The sequence below is a fragment of the Draconibacterium sediminis genome (assembly GCF_000949475.1).
In the GTDB taxonomy this organism is placed as follows: Bacteria; Bacteroidota; Bacteroidia; order Bacteroidales; family Prolixibacteraceae; genus Draconibacterium; species Draconibacterium sediminis.
Window position 1 is genome coordinate 1823047 of sequence record NZ_JRHC01000001.1, and the last position, 17169, is coordinate 1840215.

General features: G+C 42.3%; 9 protein-coding genes. 4 read left to right on the forward strand and 5 right to left on the reverse strand.

Going from position 1 to position 17169, the window contains the following annotated elements; all coding sequences use genetic code 11:
- Positions 1-9: 9 nt before the first annotated feature.
- From LH29_RS07330 to LH29_RS07350, 5 genes are all read right to left on the reverse strand, one after another.
- Positions 10-1938 carry a RagB/SusD family nutrient uptake outer membrane protein gene (locus LH29_RS07330; RefSeq protein WP_045027270.1) on the reverse strand — a complete coding sequence of 643 codons (1929 nt, stop codon included), beginning with the start codon at positions 1936-1938 and terminating at the stop codon, positions 10-12.
- A 29-nt stretch (positions 1939-1967) separates the two neighbouring features.
- Positions 1968-5276, reverse strand: a complete 3309-nt coding sequence (locus tag LH29_RS07335; protein ID WP_045028920.1) for a TonB-dependent receptor — start codon at positions 5274-5276, stop codon at positions 1968-1970.
- A gap of 208 nt (positions 5277-5484) precedes the next feature.
- Entirely contained in the window at positions 5485-6651 is a 1167-nt protein-coding gene (locus LH29_RS07340) for a FecR family protein (RefSeq protein WP_045027273.1), read from the reverse strand.
- 82 nt (positions 6652-6733) lie between these two features.
- On the reverse strand, positions 6734-7339 hold the full coding sequence (locus LH29_RS07345) for an RNA polymerase sigma factor (protein ID WP_045027275.1): 606 nt from the start codon (positions 7337-7339) through the stop codon (positions 6734-6736).
- Between the two features lie 287 nt (positions 7340-7626).
- Entirely contained in the window at positions 7627-8358 is a 732-nt protein-coding gene (locus LH29_RS07350; protein WP_157493604.1) for a GntR family transcriptional regulator, read from the reverse strand.
- Positions 8359-8585: 227 nt separating this feature from the next.
- Between LH29_RS07350 and LH29_RS07355 the strand changes: the two genes are divergently transcribed.
- From LH29_RS07355 to LH29_RS07370, 4 genes are read left to right on the forward strand one after another with little or no spacing between them, the layout of a single operon-like run.
- Positions 8586-11711 carry a GH92 family glycosyl hydrolase gene (locus LH29_RS07355; protein WP_045027278.1) on the forward strand — a complete coding sequence of 1042 codons (3126 nt, stop codon included), beginning with the start codon at positions 8586-8588 and terminating at the stop codon, positions 11709-11711.
- A gap of 10 nt (positions 11712-11721) precedes the next feature.
- On the forward strand, positions 11722-12996 hold the full coding sequence (locus LH29_RS07360; RefSeq protein ID WP_045027281.1) for a glucosidase family protein: 1275 nt from the start codon (positions 11722-11724) through the stop codon (positions 12994-12996).
- A 14-nt stretch (positions 12997-13010) separates the two neighbouring features.
- Positions 13011-15344, forward strand: a complete 2334-nt coding sequence (locus LH29_RS07365) for a GH92 family glycosyl hydrolase (RefSeq protein ID WP_045027284.1) — start codon at positions 13011-13013, stop codon at positions 15342-15344.
- A gap of 57 nt (positions 15345-15401) precedes the next feature.
- Complete coding sequence (locus tag LH29_RS07370) at positions 15402-17165, forward strand: class I mannose-6-phosphate isomerase (protein WP_045027286.1); 1764 nt, start codon at positions 15402-15404, stop codon at positions 17163-17165.
- The last annotated feature ends 4 nt before the right edge of the window (positions 17166-17169 follow it).

Genomic DNA, 17169 nt, shown 5'->3' on the forward strand with positions numbered 1-17169 from the left:
TTTTCCCAATTATTCAGATTCTGTCCAGTAAGGTGATTGTACCAGGTTTGGATTTTTGTCAATCTCATCCTGGTAAATCGGGAACCAGTAATATTTTTTCTGATATACCCTTTTCTGGTATTGCGTACGCACGAAGAACGCTTTTGGATTTGACGGGTCATCCGATTTATCGGTACCTGAGAAATTCATACCATAGAAATCTCCATCCAGCACATCTTCCGCTTCTTTCCAGCGTCTCAGATCGTCGTAACGAACACCTTCACCGCATAGTTCAACACGGCGTTCGCGGCGGATAAGTTCACGCATTTCGTCCTGGTCAGTCAGATTTACTGCGATATAACCATCTTGTTGAGAAGTTGCATATTGAGGAATACCGGCTCTCTCGCGAATCAGGTTCAGGTAAGTAAGAATTTCCTGGTTTCCCGGGCTTACCTCGTTAAGTATTTCGCAATAGCTAAGGTAGGCTTCAGCAAGGCGGTAAACGATGCCCGGACGATATTGCCATGAACCATTTTTAGAATCGGAGTTGGGATGTTTTCTTTTTAATCCTAAATACCCGTTCTGAGGTGCATCGTGGGTGTAATTGTTGTCTTTTCCGTATTGGTAAAAATCAACATTCCGACGGTCCCAGATGTAATAACGTTCGTTCCAAAGAATGGCATTGTAGAAACGTGGTTCGCGGTTTACATACATGTTGAAAGTTCCTGCTTTTGCCGCCACTTTTTCTTGGCCGTCGTACCAGTTCCAGTTATCGGTATTTCTTACATCATCGTTTGTTGAAAATCCACTTTCAGTATAACCCGATTCCGGGTTGATGATAGGCTTGGTTTTATCTCCGTTCTCATAGCCCAAAATTGGCGAAAGGCCATTATCCATAAAGAAAGCGTCAACTACAGATTGAGTCATACCCAAACCTCCGTTACCTCCTGCTCCGTATGGAGAAATGTGTCTGTCGAATTCCGTTTGGTTTTGCGGACGAGCAAATAGTATTTCTTTATTACCATCGGCATAAGTACGGGCATGCACCCAGGCTGTTGATGCAAATGCATCGATACTGCCATCGTCGTTGTACATTTTGTACAACTCATGGCCTGCCGCTTCAGCTTCCTGAATCAGCAATCGGTGTGCCTCCAGCGCTTTTGTCCATTTGTTTTGATCGTATGAGCTGTTGAAAAGCGGAGTTCCTTCAGTATCTGTAAAGTTGGCATAATCAGGGTTGCCGTTTACCAACGGAGACGCTGCAAAAAGTAGCATGCGGGCACGTGCCGCCAAACACATTACTGAAGTAACGCGGCCATATTTTATTGCCTGTGTATAGCTTGCTGGTAAAATTTTGGATGCTTCCAACATTTCATTGTCGCACCATTCAATTATTTCATCGTATGGAACGGGGCCGGTAAGTAGCTCTTCTGTCGAACCATTGGTAGGTGCAATATAATCGGGCTGAAAAGGGCAAACACCATAACAGTTTACAAACAAACTATAGTAGTAAGCCTGTAAAAAACGACATTCGGCCTGAATGTATTCAACTTCCTGCGCGGTGATTGTAGTTCCTTCAATTGGCACAACATTGGCACGCAAAATATTTGCTGTACGAATGCGTTTCGGTAGATCTCCCCAGTAACCACCAGCCCATGGGGTTGCGGTGTTCCAGTTACCGGTAATTTTTGGAATGGCATCCCATCCCCATTGTTGCCAACGTTCAGAAGGTGTCCAGTCGTCGCCCATTACGCCCCATCCGGTTCGGTTTAAAGAACCCCAGGTTGGGTCGGGTATACCGGAATACACATAAGCCAGCATACTTTCCATTCTGTCTTTGTCGGTGAAAACCATATCCATGGTTAATTCTGTATCTGATTCTTTATCCAGGTAATCCGTGCAGGAAAACATGGTGCCCAGCAGCAGTATCAGGAATATATATTTTAGTTGTATTTTCATCTTTCTATATTTTATAGGTGATTTCATTATCAGAATATTAAGTCGATTCCGAGCATAACTGATTTAATTGGAGGATATTCAGTTCCGTTGGAAGTTGAAAGTTCAGGATCCCACAATTTGAAATCAGAAAATGTTAACAGGTTATTTCCGTTGATGTAAATACGACATGCTTTAAACATATCTTTTTTTACCGATGCAGGAATGTTGTACCCGATTTCAATTTGTTTCAAACGCAGGAAGCTCATATCCTTTTTCCACCAGGTAGAATTTGCGTTGTTGTTGTAATTTGTAGCATACGACAAACGTGGATAGAAAACATCTTGCGATGGATTTTCTTCAGTCCAGCGATCAGTATAGTTGGTGAAGATATTTCCCTGAATACCCTGTCCTGATCCCGGAATAAAGTACTCACTTTCGTCGCCAATAAAGCGGTAGGTGTCTCCAACTCCCTGGAAGAATACACTAAAATCGAAGCCATGTAACGAAATGTTTCCGCCAAATCCGTAAACCATTCGCGGGTCGTTGGTTCCACCAACATAACCTTTGTCTTTTGAATTGATTACGCCGTCTTCGTTCCAGTCAAGAATTTTAATGTCACCGGGACGAACTTCAGCCAGTTCGTTTTGGGGTAGTTCAGGCAGCAGGTTCCCTGAAGCATCAAAGTCTTCTGCTGTATACAACCCGATTGCCTCATAACCGTACAGTTCGTTTATTGAATGGCCGGTAATATCCTGGTGGGTTCCTTGTTGCCCTGCCGGAACATCAAATTCCAGAATTTCGTTTTTGGCATAACTTACGTTGGCAAAAAACGAGATATCGGCCTGGTTTATTTTTTTATTGTAAGTAATTGCAGCTTCACCCCCCTGGTTTTTCACTTTTCCGAAGTTGGCATAAGGAGTGCTTAGCAAACCTGCCTGTGTTGGAATGGTGCGTCGTTGCATAAAAATATTGTCGCGGTATTCATGAAATGCATCCAGTTGAATACGTAATGCAGATTTAATACTGAATTCAATACCAACGTTCTTTTTTGTTACCGTTTCCCAGGTCAGGTTATTTACACCTATATCACCCTCGGTAACTCCTGTTTTGTTGTAGTCGGCAGAGTTCCCCCAAGCGTAACCCGGGGCATTGGTATTCATTGTGGTTAAGTAGGCAAAGCGTCTGGCAGATCCGATCTGGTCGTTTCCGGCCTGACCCCACGATGCACGGATTTTCAGGAAATCAATCGTTTCTTTCATGCCTGCCCAGAAATTCTCTTCAGACACCAACCATCCCAATGCAAACGATGGGAAGAATCCGTATCGTTGTCCTTTGGCAAAGTTTTCCGATCCGTTATATCCGAAGTTAAATTCTCCTACATATTTATTTTTGAACGAATAGGTAGCACGGCCTGCAATACCCTGGTTACGGTAGGGTTGAATGCCTCCGTCGTCGTAACTACGCTGGTTAAATAATAGTAAGCCAGATAGGTTGTGGGCTTCGTTAAAAGTATGGTCGTAATTCAGAATCCATTCCAGGTAAGTTTGGTTGTTTCCATAATCACTTCCTTCTTCGTAGTTCAAAAACTCAGAACCTGAACTTAATAAGGTCAGCTCCAATTCCCCTTCATCATCGCGCGTTGTGGCCGGAAGATAGTAAGTTGGATTTTTACTACGGGTTAACGAGCTATAGCTGTAGTTATCGAAAGAAAAAGACAGTTTTGTGCTTAAGCCTTCAGTAAGAAAATCCAGTTTTTGCTCTATGGCAAACAGCGATTCCAGTTTACTGCTGGTATAAACGCCATATCCATACTGGGTAAGGTAAGCCCATGGGTTTACCCTTGAACTGCGTACCGGAATTTTTCCATCGGCATAAATGGCCGGGTGTACCATTGGCGGCGTGTCAAAAGCATAGTCCCATACGGTATTTGTTCCGTTCGACTGTTTGCGTAGTTTTTGCAGGTAACCCCCAACGCTCAGTCGCATTGATGTTGTTTTTGTCAGGTTCAAATCTACATTCGAACGCAGGTTGTAACGTGTTAAGCCTGTGCTGGTATCGTACGAAAGCGAATTGTCTCTTTTCATGATACCATCCTCATTATACGCCGAGGCAGTGAGGTTATAACGTAACATGGCCGAGCCACCGTTTACATTCAGGTTTGCCCGGGTGTTGTAGGCATGATCTTTCGAAATAGCCTTTATCCAATCCACATTCGGATACAATTCCGGATCGTATCCGCTACGGGTACGGTCAATCGCCAGTTGCTCGTAATACGGAACTTTAAATTCTTCGGCAGCCAAATCGTTTAGCAGTTGCATATGATCGGCAGCGCCAATAAACTCAGGCATTTGTGTTGGAGCAGTTACAGCATGTTCAACCCGAACATTTACCACTGGTTTCTGAATTTTTCCGCGTTTGGTATTTACGATAATAACACCGTTTGCCCCGCGTACACCGTACATGGCACTTGCTGCAGCATCTTTAAGTATCGAAAATGATTCGATCTCTGAAATATCCAGATCATCCAGCGAACGTTGAACACCATCAACCAATACCAGTGGATTGGTACTTCCCGAAAAGGACGAAATACCACGAATCCAGAAATTGGACTGGTTGTACCCCGGTTCGCCCGAACGGGTTACTGCAATTACACCGGCCAGTTTTCCGGCCAAAGTATTTGAAATATTTTTTGATGAACTAATCTGTAATTCTCCCGGGTTGATGTTTTGAATAGCACCAACTACTGAAGCCTTTTTCTGTGTACCGTAACCAACTACCATTACTTCATCCAGGTCGGTGGTTGCTTCTTCCAAAACAATGTCGCGAGGAACTTCATTAACAGGAATTTCCTGGTTTTGCATTCCGATAAAAGAAAAAGTTAATACCGCATCTTCCGGGGCATTTATAGTATAAATACCATCTACATTTGTAATCGTTCCGTTAGAAGTACCTTTGATAACCACAGAAACTCCCGGCAGGGGAAGTCCCTTGCTATCGATAATTCGCCCACTAACAGGTTTTTGATCCTGTTCCGCAGGCTCTTCTTCCTTTGTCTCTTTTACGGGAACCAGAACAATTTGCCGGTCGATTATTTTATAGGTCAAATTAGTGTTGGCCAATACTTGTTCCAGAATTTCATCCACCGAAGATTGATCAGCAATCACATCGATTTTTCTTTCCAGATCAACCTGACTGTCCCTGTAAAAGATGTTAAACTCGCTCTGGTCCTGAATTTTCTCAAAAACCTGTTTTACGGTTACATCCCTTAACATGAACGAAAATTTGGCACTTTGAGAATAAGTAGTGTTGGCAAAAACACTGCTCATTCCAACGAGCAAAAGAAAGATTGTAATCCTCATAATCCGAAGAAATTGGGTGCCTCCTTTGCCCAAAGAGCAATAGGGATACCTCGTTTTACTTTTTTTCATAAATTTGTTTGATTTATAAATTTTAAAATACATTGCCTGGCAGCAATGTTGATTAATTTTTACAGCCTGCAGATGTTCCAGCATCTGCAGGCTTTCTCATTTTTTTAAGACAAAAACAAGTGGTTTTACATAGGCTTAACTAGTTTAGATTTATGATTAGCTTATTGTTTTCTCTATTTAGTTTAATCTGAGTGGTTTCAGCTATAATATTCAGCACCTCTTCTGCGGTGTTTCTTAGGTTTAAATTTCCAGAGAATGTTTCCTTGCCAATGGTCGCATTTTGTAATTCGATATCAACATTGTAATAGCGCGATATTTTTTTAAGAATGGTTTCAAGTGGCTCTTTTTCAAGAATCAGGTAGCCATCGCGCCACGATAAATAGTTTTTTACATCAACCTGGCTTTCCTCAAAACGTTCCGTGTTGTTGTTGTAAACAATTCGTGTTCCGGGTAAAATTGTTCTTTTCTCGTTATTAAACAATGTATTGTTATTCGAACTGATTTCTATTTTTCCTTCCGCCAGAACAGTACCGCTATTGTTATCATCTTCGTAGGCGTTTACATTAAAAACTGTTCCCAATACCTTGATTTTGAAATCTTTGGTATTTACATAGAACGGTTTGTTATCAATATGTGCAACATTAAAAATGGCTTCACCATCAATGTATACTTCGCGTTTGTTGCCTGTATTCGTTGCCGGGTATACCAATTTCGATCCTGAATTCAGCCATACTTTCGATCCGTCGGCAAGGGTAATTTGTGTACGTTTTCCGTAGGGAACAACCAGCGTGTTAAAAACAGGCTTTTTGTTTTCTAACGATTGCGTAATTTTTTGAGTAGAATCGATGGTAATATTCTCTCCTTTTGCGTCGTACAAAATCTTCGATTCTTCCTCGGCAATTAAAACCTGGCGGCCATCCTGAAGTATAAGTTGTGTTGCAGTATCGGGTTGCGAGAGTTGCATGGTTTCAACCAAAATGTCGAAGTCGCTTGTATCAACTGTGCGTTGTACCTGCCACACCGAAAACATAACAATAAGAAATGAGGCGGCCACGGCCCAGCGCGCAAGTGTTTTTTTCCGCTTATCCTGCTGAATTGAAGAACGGAGCTGCGCCCGGACATTTTCTTTATCCTGAGATGAGGGAGTTTTTTTATAAGAAGTCAGAAAGGAATAAATAGTGCTGGCCAACTCTAATTCCTCAGTTTCCGATTCTTTTTTATTTTCAATTTTTTCAACGGTCGAATCGATACTGAATTTTTCATCAGCCAAAATATCGTATGCCTTTTTTACTTCGTTGTTCTCCATTATAGTTTCAATCTACACCTACATAAAGTGAGTGGAAGTAAAAACATAGACAAAAAAAATAAAAAAAATTTGTCTGCCCGGTCTAAATCCGGTTTCTAAGCATGAAAAACAGTAGTATGGAGTTACTCGTTTTGCCTTTTTTTATGGCTTTGCGTAACTCTTTTAATGTTCTGTATATCATTGTTCTGGCCGATTCAACCGAGATGTTTAAAGTATCGGCAATTTGGGGGTAACTTAAGTTGTGCTCAAATTTTAGAGATAATGCTTCACGTTGTTTTTTTGTCAGTTTTTTCATGACATCGGCAAGTGCCTTGAAATTTTCTTTTTTTGTTTCGTCGGCTATAATTTCATCCTCCAGTGATACTACCGGGGTGTCGTTCAAATGCAATAGTTGCTCATCGTGCAGAAGCGTATTTCTTTTTGTTCCTTCTTTGTGTAATAACCGTCTTAGCGAACGTAACAGGTAATACTGAATGTTATCTGTTGAAGAAAGTGTTTTGCGGTATTTGTAAAGATTTAGAAAAAGGTCGTGGATGCAGTCTTTTATAAAATCCTGGTCTTTCGAAAAATTCAGGGCATACGAGTACAGTTCGTTAAAATACTGGTCGTAGATACGGTAAAACGCATCATCGTCACCATTCTTAAAACGCTCCCAAAGAAAATATGAAGGATTTTCTTTATTCGCCATCTGTCCCTAAAATGTAATTGTCCCTCTAAAATATGGTGCGAATATACATAAAATGATATTCCGACCTCATTATTATAGTTTTACATGTTTGGTGGCATTGTTTTTTATGGACATGCACACTTTTATTTAGAGTCGTCTTTTCTATCTCACTATCGTTTTTCACGATTTAAGGTCCAATTTAAAACAAAGGGTGTGGGCTTTTGGTTTTTTATTTTTCTGAATCAATCAGAACTAAAAAAATAGAACGATCCGGAATGATAAACTTATGGCGTTGTATATTTCTGCAGCTATTTCCGCTCACTCTCCACCGAAAATACAAAACTATCGCCACGGTAGTATCCCAGGTTGAATTCGATCGGGCGTTTGTTCTCGTCGTACACCAACCGGCGCCGAAAAAGAACAGGGTCATCGTTCGGAATATTTAGCTTTTTACACAAAAAGGGTGTTGCTTTTATGGCGCTAATCTCTTCGTACGAAAGTGATGCTTTTACTCCGTATTTTTTTTCCAGGATTTCATACAATGGATTGGCAAAATTTTCATCGCTGCTAATACCCAGTTCCGGGTTGAAATAGGAGATGAAGTAAACAAAAGGAAAGTCTTTTTTTCCGCGCAACCGTTCTAAGGTCAGCACTTGTTGGTCGGGTTGCAAATTAAAAAACGAAGATACTTCGTTGCCGGCAGTTTGCCAACTTACATGAAGTTCAAAATTCTGAACCTGAATTCCCAGTGCCTGCATTTCCTGCGAGAAACTATACCAGTTTTTTGCCCGCCCCGATATGCCTTTCGCAGCCACTTTTGTGCCATATCCTTTCTTTCTGATGAGTAATCCTTCGTAAACCAGTTTGTTAATCGCCTGGCGTAAAGTATTTCTCGAAATATTGAGTTGTTTTGACAGGTCGACTTCGTTAGGAAGCAATTTCCCCTTTTGGTATTCTTCCCTTTGTATCATTTCCCGAAGAAGCGCTTCAGCTTGTATATGTAGTGGTGTTTGACTCTTATGATCTATGTTCAACTTCATGTTTATACATTTATCTGCGCCCAAAGATACGCTAAACACAATAAAATAAAATATATTCCTCAATATTTTAAGTTTTTAAAAATATGTATATGTTTGCACAAGAATTTAAATGTATGAACATATGAAATTCGCAATTGTAAGTTACCTGATCATTTTTGGCCACATAAAATGACGGATTGTAGTAACTTGTAGTTTTTCGGAACTACGCGATTTTAATCTAAACCACTATGTACAAATTACTAAAATACTTGCTGGGGATTCTGTTCATTTTTAACGGAAATATTTATTCTGAAGTTGTTTGGGAGATCGGAACAAGCAACAATTCTTCGGCAGATCTTGCCCTTGGTCCATCGGATTACAAGAATTTTTTGAGTAATGATTTTGGATTTGAAGACCGCTATTATTTAATTGGCGAATCATCTCCAAAAACAGATTTTCCCTATGTGTTGCCCGGACCGAATGATACCTGGGGCGGAACCTGGGGAACTGCAGGTTGGCGTACGCATGAAGTAAATATTTTGTTTGGCATAAAAGACTTGCCTGCCGGAAAATGGAAATTGGTTATCGATTTGATTGATTCCAACCCCGATAAGTCGCTGGTGAAGGTTAAAATAAACGATCAGTCGGCAAAATTCCGTTTAAAAGGAAAGTCGAATGAATCGATTGATGGTACTATTGATCAAGGTGCCGAAAACATTCTGGAAATCCCGGTTGATGAGGGAATTATAAAAGAGGGCGGAAACTCCGTTATCATAACCATTCTGGAAGGTTCGTGGATTGTTTTTGACGCCATCAGAATGGAAGGCCCGAAAGGAGTGGTGCTTTATAAAAATAAGGCAGGTTTTGTGAGGAATGTGGAAGCTGCTGACTACGAAATAGCAAAAGGGGATACCAATTTTCAGCCGCTGTTGGTTGATGTTGAGCATCTTTCAGGTTCTCCTGTTTTGCAGGTGCATTTGGATGAACGGGCGATGTACTCAACTCAGCTGGATACCGGTCGCTACCAGTTAGAGGTTCCAATGCCGGCGGTTTCAAAAGAAAAACGAAGCAATTATAAGATATTGATTGATGGTGAAGAGGTGCAGACGGGCGAAATAGTGCGGGCATCGCAGCAATTGCAAACACTGGCTGATTATGTGGATACAAGAATCGGCACGGCGCATTCGCGTTGGATGATCGCTCCCGGCCCGTGGATGCCTTTTAGTATGGTAAAAATCAGCCCCGATAATCAGAATTCGGGATGGCAGGCCGGTTATCAGCCTACTTTCGAATCGCTAGGTTGTTTTAGTCATATTCACGAATGGACAATGGCCGGGTTGGGAATGATACCCACCAATGGCGAACTGCAAATTCAGGTGGGCGACCAGTTTGAGCCTGATTCGGGCTATCGGTCGCGCATTGATAAATCTACTGAAGAATCGCCGCTCGGCTATTACAAGGTGTTTCTTACCGATACCAAAATAGAAGCAGAAGTAACCGCTACCACGCGCTGTAGTTTTCAGCGTTACACTTTCCCGAAGGAGCAGGACGGGCGCGTGATGATTGATCTGCACATTCCGGCAGAATATGATTATTTACTGAAGGAGGTGGGAATTAAGCAGGTGAATGCAACCCGTATTGAAGGGAGAAGTCACCAGATATCGCCAAGGCCAACCGTGTGGAGTAACGACGCTGATCAGGAATACACCGTTAATTTTGTTATTGAGTTCGATCAGCCGATTAAGAAATTTGGAGGTTGGAAGAATGACGAAATTTTCGACTCGAAGATTATTTCCGGGAAAGATTTAAAAGATGCTGGAGTGTATGTAGAGTTCGATACAAAAAAGTCGAATGTGGTTCAGGTGCGAACCGGTATTTCGCTGGTAAGTATTCAAAATGCTGCAGAAAACCTTGAAACTGAAATTACAAAACCGTTTGGCTGGAGTTATGGGGCGGTTGTGGAAAATCAGAAAGAGGTTTGGAACAGCTACTTGTCGCGCATTCAGATCGAAACAGATAATCGCCTGGAGAAAGTTCGTTTTTACAGCAACTTTTATCGCTCGATGTGCCGAAATACGTGGAGTGATGTAAACGGAGAATGGATTGCCCCGGATGAGACAAAACAAAAATTTTCAAATCCCAATCACCTGGCATTGGGCTGCGATGCCTTTTGGAATACATTCTGGAATTTGAACCAATTCTGGAACCTGGTAACGCCTGAATGGTCGTCGAAATGGGTAAACTCGCAACTGGCCATGTACGACGTAAACGGCTGGCTGGCAAAAGGACCGGCCGGAATGGAATATATCCCGGTTATGGTTGCCGAGCACGAAATTCCGCAAATGGTGTCGGCCTGGCAAATGGGAATTCGTGATTTTGATGCGGAAAAAGCATTTGAAGCAATGAAAAAAATGCAGACCACGCCTGCAACACAGGTAGCCGGGGGCTTTGCCGGAAATCGCGATCTGGTGGCCTACATGAAATACCAATACGTTCCTTCCGATTTAGGGCGTTTCTCCAATACGCTCGAATATTCGTACGACGATTGGTGCCTGGGGCAGTTTGCAAAAGTTTTAGGAAAGGACGATGATTATAATATTTTTAACGACCGTGGAAGCTGGTGGAAAAATGCTTTTAATACCGAAACCGGTTATGCTCAGATGCGCTATAGCACAGGCGATTTTGAAGATCCGTTTGATCCTTTCCAAACCGGCCGCAATCATCATTATGTAGAAGGAAATGCCTGGCAGTTGAGCTACTTTGTGCCACAAGATGTTCCTGAATTGGCGAACTTTATTGGTGCCGACAAATTTGTTGAACGCCTGAACTGGGGCTTCGAAGCCAGCGAACCTTTGCGGTATAATGCACCAAACGATCAGTATTGGGATTACCCGGTGGTTCAGGGAAATCAGCAGTCGATGCACTTCGCATTTCTTTTTAACTGGGTCGGAAAGCCTTGGTTAACACAACGCTGGAGCCGCTCAATTATTGAAAAATATTATGGAACAGGCACTGCAAATGCTTACCTCGGCGACGAAGACCAGGGGCAAATGAGTGCCTGGTTGGTAATGGCCTCCATTGGCTTGTTTCAAACCGATGGTGGTTGCCGAACAGAGCCGGTTTACGAAATTGCCAGCCCTCTGTACGAAAAAATCGTTATTGATTTGGGCGAACGTTATGGCCGGGGAGAGAAGTTCGAAATAATTGCAAAAAATGCGTCCCGAAAAAATAAATATGTACAAAGTGCCCGTCTGAACGGGAAAGCCTTAAACAGCTTCTTATTTCCGGCTTCTGAATTATTAAAAGGCGGAAAGCTGGAATTGGAAATGGGAGCCCAGCCAAACAAAAACTGGGGCGTAGCAGAAAACAACTAACACTAATAAAATGAGACGAATAGTATTTTTTATCCTTGCCATTTTGGTGCTTATTTCTTGTCGGAGTCCTGAAAAAGAACTTAAGACAGAACTACAAACTAATGAGTCAATTCTTTACACAAAAGAAAAAGCGCTTGAAATTGTTAAAACAGGTTTTAACGCCGGAGACGGTTATGCCGAAGTGTGGATTAGAGATTACAATACTTTTATTGAATTGGCAGCACAGGTTTATCCGGCTGAAGAGTTGAAAAAGAACCTGCTGGTATTTTTCAGGATGCAGGGAGAGGATGGGAATATCATTGATGGTTTCACCCCCAGAAAGGATACAATTATTCGCGAGGACTTTATTTACACTGATCGGGAGCCTCGTTACGCCGGTCATAAAAATACGGTGGAAACCGATCAGGAATCATCGCTTGTTCAGGCCGTTTATAAGTATGTGCAGGCAACCGGCGATCGGTCGGTATTAGACGAAGAAATTGCGGGCAAAACAGTAACCGAACGTTTGGATTGGGCGATGGAGTTCTTAAAAGAGCAGCGCTATTCAGAAGAATTTGGTTTGTTATGGGGTGCCACTACTGTTGATTGGGGAGATGTTCAACCAGAACATAGCTGGGGCGTAGATCTGGATGAAAATACCCACCGCGCAATTGATGTATACGACAATGCAATGATGATTATTGCATTAAACAACCTGGTAGAAATGGTACCTGATTTGGCAGATAAATGGGCTCCTTTTTGCGAGCAACTATCTGCAAACTCTCGTAAACATTTATGGGATGATGAAAAGCAGCAGTTTATTCCTCATATCTATATAGAAGGCTCGCCTTTTCCTGACGAATTTGACGAGAGTGCCATCTATTATTTTGGCGGAACCGCCGTTGCCATTGAGGCCGGTCTACTGTCGAAAGAAGAAATTAAAGCATCACTTAACGAAATGATATCGAGGGTTGAACAGGCCGGGGCGGCTTCCATTGGTCTTACTTTATACCCTGTTTATCCCGATGGCTTTTTCCAAAACCCGGGAATGAAAGCGTATAGTTACCAAAATGGAGGAGACTGGACCTGGTTTGGTGCACGTATGGTGCAGCAATTGGTTGCCAACGGTTTTCTTAGCGAAGCCTACGAGCAGCTTTTACCAATGACCGAACGAGTGTTGGAAAATGAAGGTTTTTACGAATGGTACACCGTAAAAAATGAACCTCGTGGATCTGGAACTTTCCGCGGTTCGGCAGGTGTACTTTACACCGCAATTACAAATCTTGAAAAATCAGTAAACAAATAAATTGCAAGTATAACATGAAGAAAATTACCCTTTTAGTATCGATCATTACACTATTTACGAGCTTTGTTTTCGGACAAGAGCTTACAAAATATGTCGACCCAAATATCGGAACTGCCCATTCGCGCTGGTTCTTTTATACGCCGGCAGCGGTGCCGTTCGGAATGGCAAAACTGGCTCCGTCAACCAATGCACATTACGGGAATGAGCAGGGCTGGGAAGCCGTTGGTTACGACGACCGCGACAGTTCAATCGAAGGTTTTGCGAACCTGCACGAGTTTCAGGTGGGTGGAATTGTTTTTGCTCCAACAGTTGGCGAACTGCAAACTGTTCCCGGAGATCTTGACAATCCTGACGGCGGATACCGCTCTCGTTTCGACCGCAAAAATGAATATGCAACAGCCGGTTATTATTCGGTTTGGCTCGACGATTATAAAGTTAAAGCCGAACTGACTGCCACAAAACGTGTTGGATTTCATCGTTATACTTTCCCTGAAACAGCGTCGGCCAATATTCTTTTTGACATTGGCAACCAACAAGGTGAAAGCGGAAAAGTAAAAGATGCGGAAGCTGTTATAACAGCAGATGGGCGAATTGAAGGTTATGTGATTACCGAACCTGAGTACGTAAAAAAATACCAGAAAGGTGCCGATGTTAAAATGTATTTCACGGCTGTTTTAGACAAAAAACCAACAGCATACGGAACTTTTAAAGGCACTGATATTTTCAGAAACGAAAAGAAAATTAGCGGTGTAGGAGCTGGAGTTTTCCTTACATTTTCAACTAAAGAAAATGAAGCGGTTACCATTAAAGTTGGTTTGTCGTATACTTCTGTTGAAAATGCCAGGCTGAACCTTGAAACCGAGGCAAAGAATCTGACTTTTGAAAAGGCAAAGAAAGCCAGCCTGAAAACCTGGGAGGATTACCTGGGTCGCATTAAAGTTAGTTCCGATAACCACGATGATAAAGTGAAATTTTACACCGGGCTTTTCCATGCTCTGTTAGGGCGTGGTTTGGCCAGCGATGTGAATGGCGCTTATCCGAAAAATAATGGCGAAGTGGGACAAATTGCGCTGGACAGCAAAGGAAATCCTGTTCATAACCACTATAATACCGATGCCATTTGGGGAGCTTTCTGGAACCTGACACAATTGTGGGCCATTGCTTATCCTGAATATTATTCCGACTGGATTCAGAGTCAGTTACTCGTGTATAAAGATGCCGGCTGGCTGGGCGACGGAATTGCGTGCAGTAAATATGTTTCGGGAGTGGGAACCAATTTTACCAGCCTGGCAATTGCTGCGGCTTACAATTGTGGAATTCGCGATTTTGATGTGGAGCTGGGTTACGAAGCTGCGCTGAAAAACGAAATTGAGTGGAAAGGCCGTATCGAAGGCGCCGGGAAGATGGATGTCCGTCAGTTTGTAGAGCGTGGTTACAGCCCGTACGACGAACGTTATGCCTGGATAACCGTAGACGATGGATCGGGATTTTCAGCTTCACACACACTGGAATATTCATTTAGTAGTTTTGCGGTAGCTCAATATGCTAAACACCTTGGCAAAACCGATGATTATAAATTGTTATCCCGCCTGTCTGATGGATGGAAGTTGTTATTTGATGAAGAAACAAAACTGATTAGGCCAAGAGACCTCGACGGTAATTTTATTCAGAACTTTGATCCCCTGGCACCATGGATTGGTTTTCAGGAAGGGAACGCCATTCAATACACCTTTTATGTGCCACACCAGCCTGAAGAGTTGGTGGAGAAACTGGGACGGGAAACCTTTAATAATCGTCTCGATAGCATTTTTATTGCATCGCAAAAAAATATTTTCGGAGGTGGAAAAGAGGTGGATGCTTTTGCCGGACTGAAAGCACTGTACAATCACGGAAATCAACCGAATTTACATATCTCATGGATGTTCAATTTTTCGGGAAGACCCGACCTGACTCAAAAATGGGTACGCGCCATTTGCGACGAATTTTACGGAACAGAAGGGATTCACGGTTATGGTTACGGACAGGATGAAGACCAGGGGCAGCTTGGTGCCTGGTACGTAATGGCCGGCATTGGCTTGTTCGACGTAAAAGGACTTACTGCAACTGATCCTGAAATGCAGATTGGAAGCCCGCTTTTCGATAAAATAACAATACAGTTAAATCAGGATTACTACAAGGGAAAGCAGTTTGTTATTGAAACGGAAAATAATTCGAAAGACAATGTTTATGTGCAAAAGATTGAGTTGAACGGAGAAGTTCAAAATTCACCTTTTGTTAAGTTTCAGGATATTGTAGATGGCGGCAAACTTAAATTGAATATGTCGGGAACGCCAAAAATCAATCAGTAATAAGTTAAACTCAATTCTCTGTTTGCGACCAAAGTCGCGTAAAATGTAAATTAGATAATGGAAAAACGGAAAACAACACAGTTTTTAATGCCTGTTGAAAAAGACGGCGCGGTGGTGAATGGCTACGATATATATCCCTCGTTAAAATTGGGAGGCGATGTAATTTCAACCGACTTATCGGCACTTGCCGAACAGCTTAAAGGAGAAAGTGCAATTATTATCGACGGCTATGTTGGAACGTACTTTGAAAACTTCAGGTTGTTATTGGATAATGCGCTCACCGCAGTGGGAAAAACGACAAACTGGGTAAATGTGGAAACAGCCTTAAAACCGGAAAACGAAATCGATGAACTGATTTCTCCGTTTTTGGGCGACGAAGATTCGATATTCGGAACAAGAGCCACCATAAAGCTGGAAGATTATTTTGATTCAGAAAAACTGAAAAATATAACAGCTGAAGCCAATGTAAATATTAATGTGATTTATGGTGCCGGAGCTTCTCTTGCAGGTTGGGATGGAAAGCTATTGTATATCGATTTGCCCAAAAACGAACTGCAGTTTCGTGCACGTGCCGGTAGTGTGAAAAACCTGGGAGCCAGCCAGTGTTTCGACATGAAAAAGATGTACAAACGGTATTATTTTGTCGACTGGGTGGTGCTGAATAAACACAAAAAAGAGATTTTAAAAACCATTGACGTGATCATTGATGGCCAGCATGAGGATGTTTATTCATGGATGGATGGTGAAAATTTGCGCGCAGGTTTGAAAACAATGGGTGAGAACTTTTTCCGTGTACGTCCGTGGTTTGAGCCCGGTGTGTGGGGAGGAACCTGGGTAAAAGACAATATCGAAGGTTTAAATTCGGATGTGCCTAATTATGCGTGGTCGTTTGAATTGATTACGCCCGAGAATGGGATTGTGTTTGAAAGCTCACGAAAACTGCTGGAAGTTTCGTTTGATTTGCTGATGTTTGGCGAAGGCGAAGCAGTTATGGGAGAAGCCGATCATACAAAATATGGCGATGAGTTCCCCTTACGATTCGATTTCCTGGACACTTTCGATGGCGGAAATTTGTCGGTGCAGTGCCATCCGCGTCCGGAGTATTGTAAAGAGCATTTTGGCGAAGACATTACGCAGGAAGAAACTTACTACATTCTCGACCGGAAAAATGATGCTTCAGTGTATATCGGATTTCAGGACGACATAGAACCGAAGAAATTTGAAACCGCTTTGTGGGATAGTTTCAACACAAACACGGCGATTGATATAACTAAATATGTGCAGGTTTTTCCGGCAAAGAAGCATGATCTTTTCCTGATTCCTCCGGGAACAATTCACGGATCGGGTATCGATAACCTGGTGTTGGAAATCAGTACAACGCCCTACATTTTTACCTTTAAAATGTACGATTGGGTACGTCCTGATTTAGATGGAAATCCACGTCCGCTGAATATCGAACATGGAATGAAAAACCTGTATTTCGACAGAAAAGGGGAGAAGGTGAAAAAGGAACTCATCTCGGAGCCGGTATTGCTTCAGGAAGCGGAGGACTGGAAGCAGTACGAACTTCCAACACACGAAAAACACAGCTATGGCGTTCATCGTTATCATTTTACCAATGAGGTTGAAATTGAAACAGGAGGAAAATTTAATGTACTGAGCCTGGTTGAAGGAACATCTGTAACTGTTAAATCAGCAAACGGGATGGAAGATACGTTTAAATTTGCTGAGACTTTTGTAGTTCCTGCAGCCGCAAAAAGTTACACTATTCGTAATCATTCTGATCAGGAAGCAATGATTGTTGTGGCATTCATGAAATAATGGC

What these genes read in the sequence shown, in the direction of transcription:
- LH29_RS07330 (WP_045027270.1), bottom strand. Translation starts at nt 1,938, where the DNA reads ATGAAAATACAACTAAAATATATATTCCTGATACTGCTGCTGGGCACC.
- LH29_RS07335 (WP_045028920.1), bottom strand. Translation starts at nt 5,276, where the DNA reads ATGAGGATTACAATCTTTCTTTTGCTCGTTGGAATGAGCAGTGTTTTT.
- LH29_RS07340 (WP_045027273.1), bottom strand. Translation starts at nt 6,651, where the DNA reads ATGGAGAACAACGAAGTAAAAAAGGCATACGATATTTTGGCTGATGAA.
- LH29_RS07345 (WP_045027275.1), bottom strand. Translation starts at nt 7,339, where the DNA reads ATGGCGAATAAAGAAAATCCTTCATATTTTCTTTGGGAGCGTTTTAAG.
- LH29_RS07350 (WP_157493604.1), bottom strand. Translation starts at nt 8,358, where the DNA reads ATGAAGTTGAACATAGATCATAAGAGTCAAACACCACTACATATACAA.
- LH29_RS07355 (WP_045027278.1), top strand. Translation starts at nt 8,586, where the DNA reads ATGTACAAATTACTAAAATACTTGCTGGGGATTCTGTTCATTTTTAAC.
- LH29_RS07360 (WP_045027281.1), top strand. Translation starts at nt 11,722, where the DNA reads ATGAGACGAATAGTATTTTTTATCCTTGCCATTTTGGTGCTTATTTCT.
- LH29_RS07365 (WP_045027284.1), top strand. Translation starts at nt 13,011, where the DNA reads ATGAAGAAAATTACCCTTTTAGTATCGATCATTACACTATTTACGAGC.
- LH29_RS07370 (WP_045027286.1), top strand. Translation starts at nt 15,402, where the DNA reads ATGGAAAAACGGAAAACAACACAGTTTTTAATGCCTGTTGAAAAAGAC.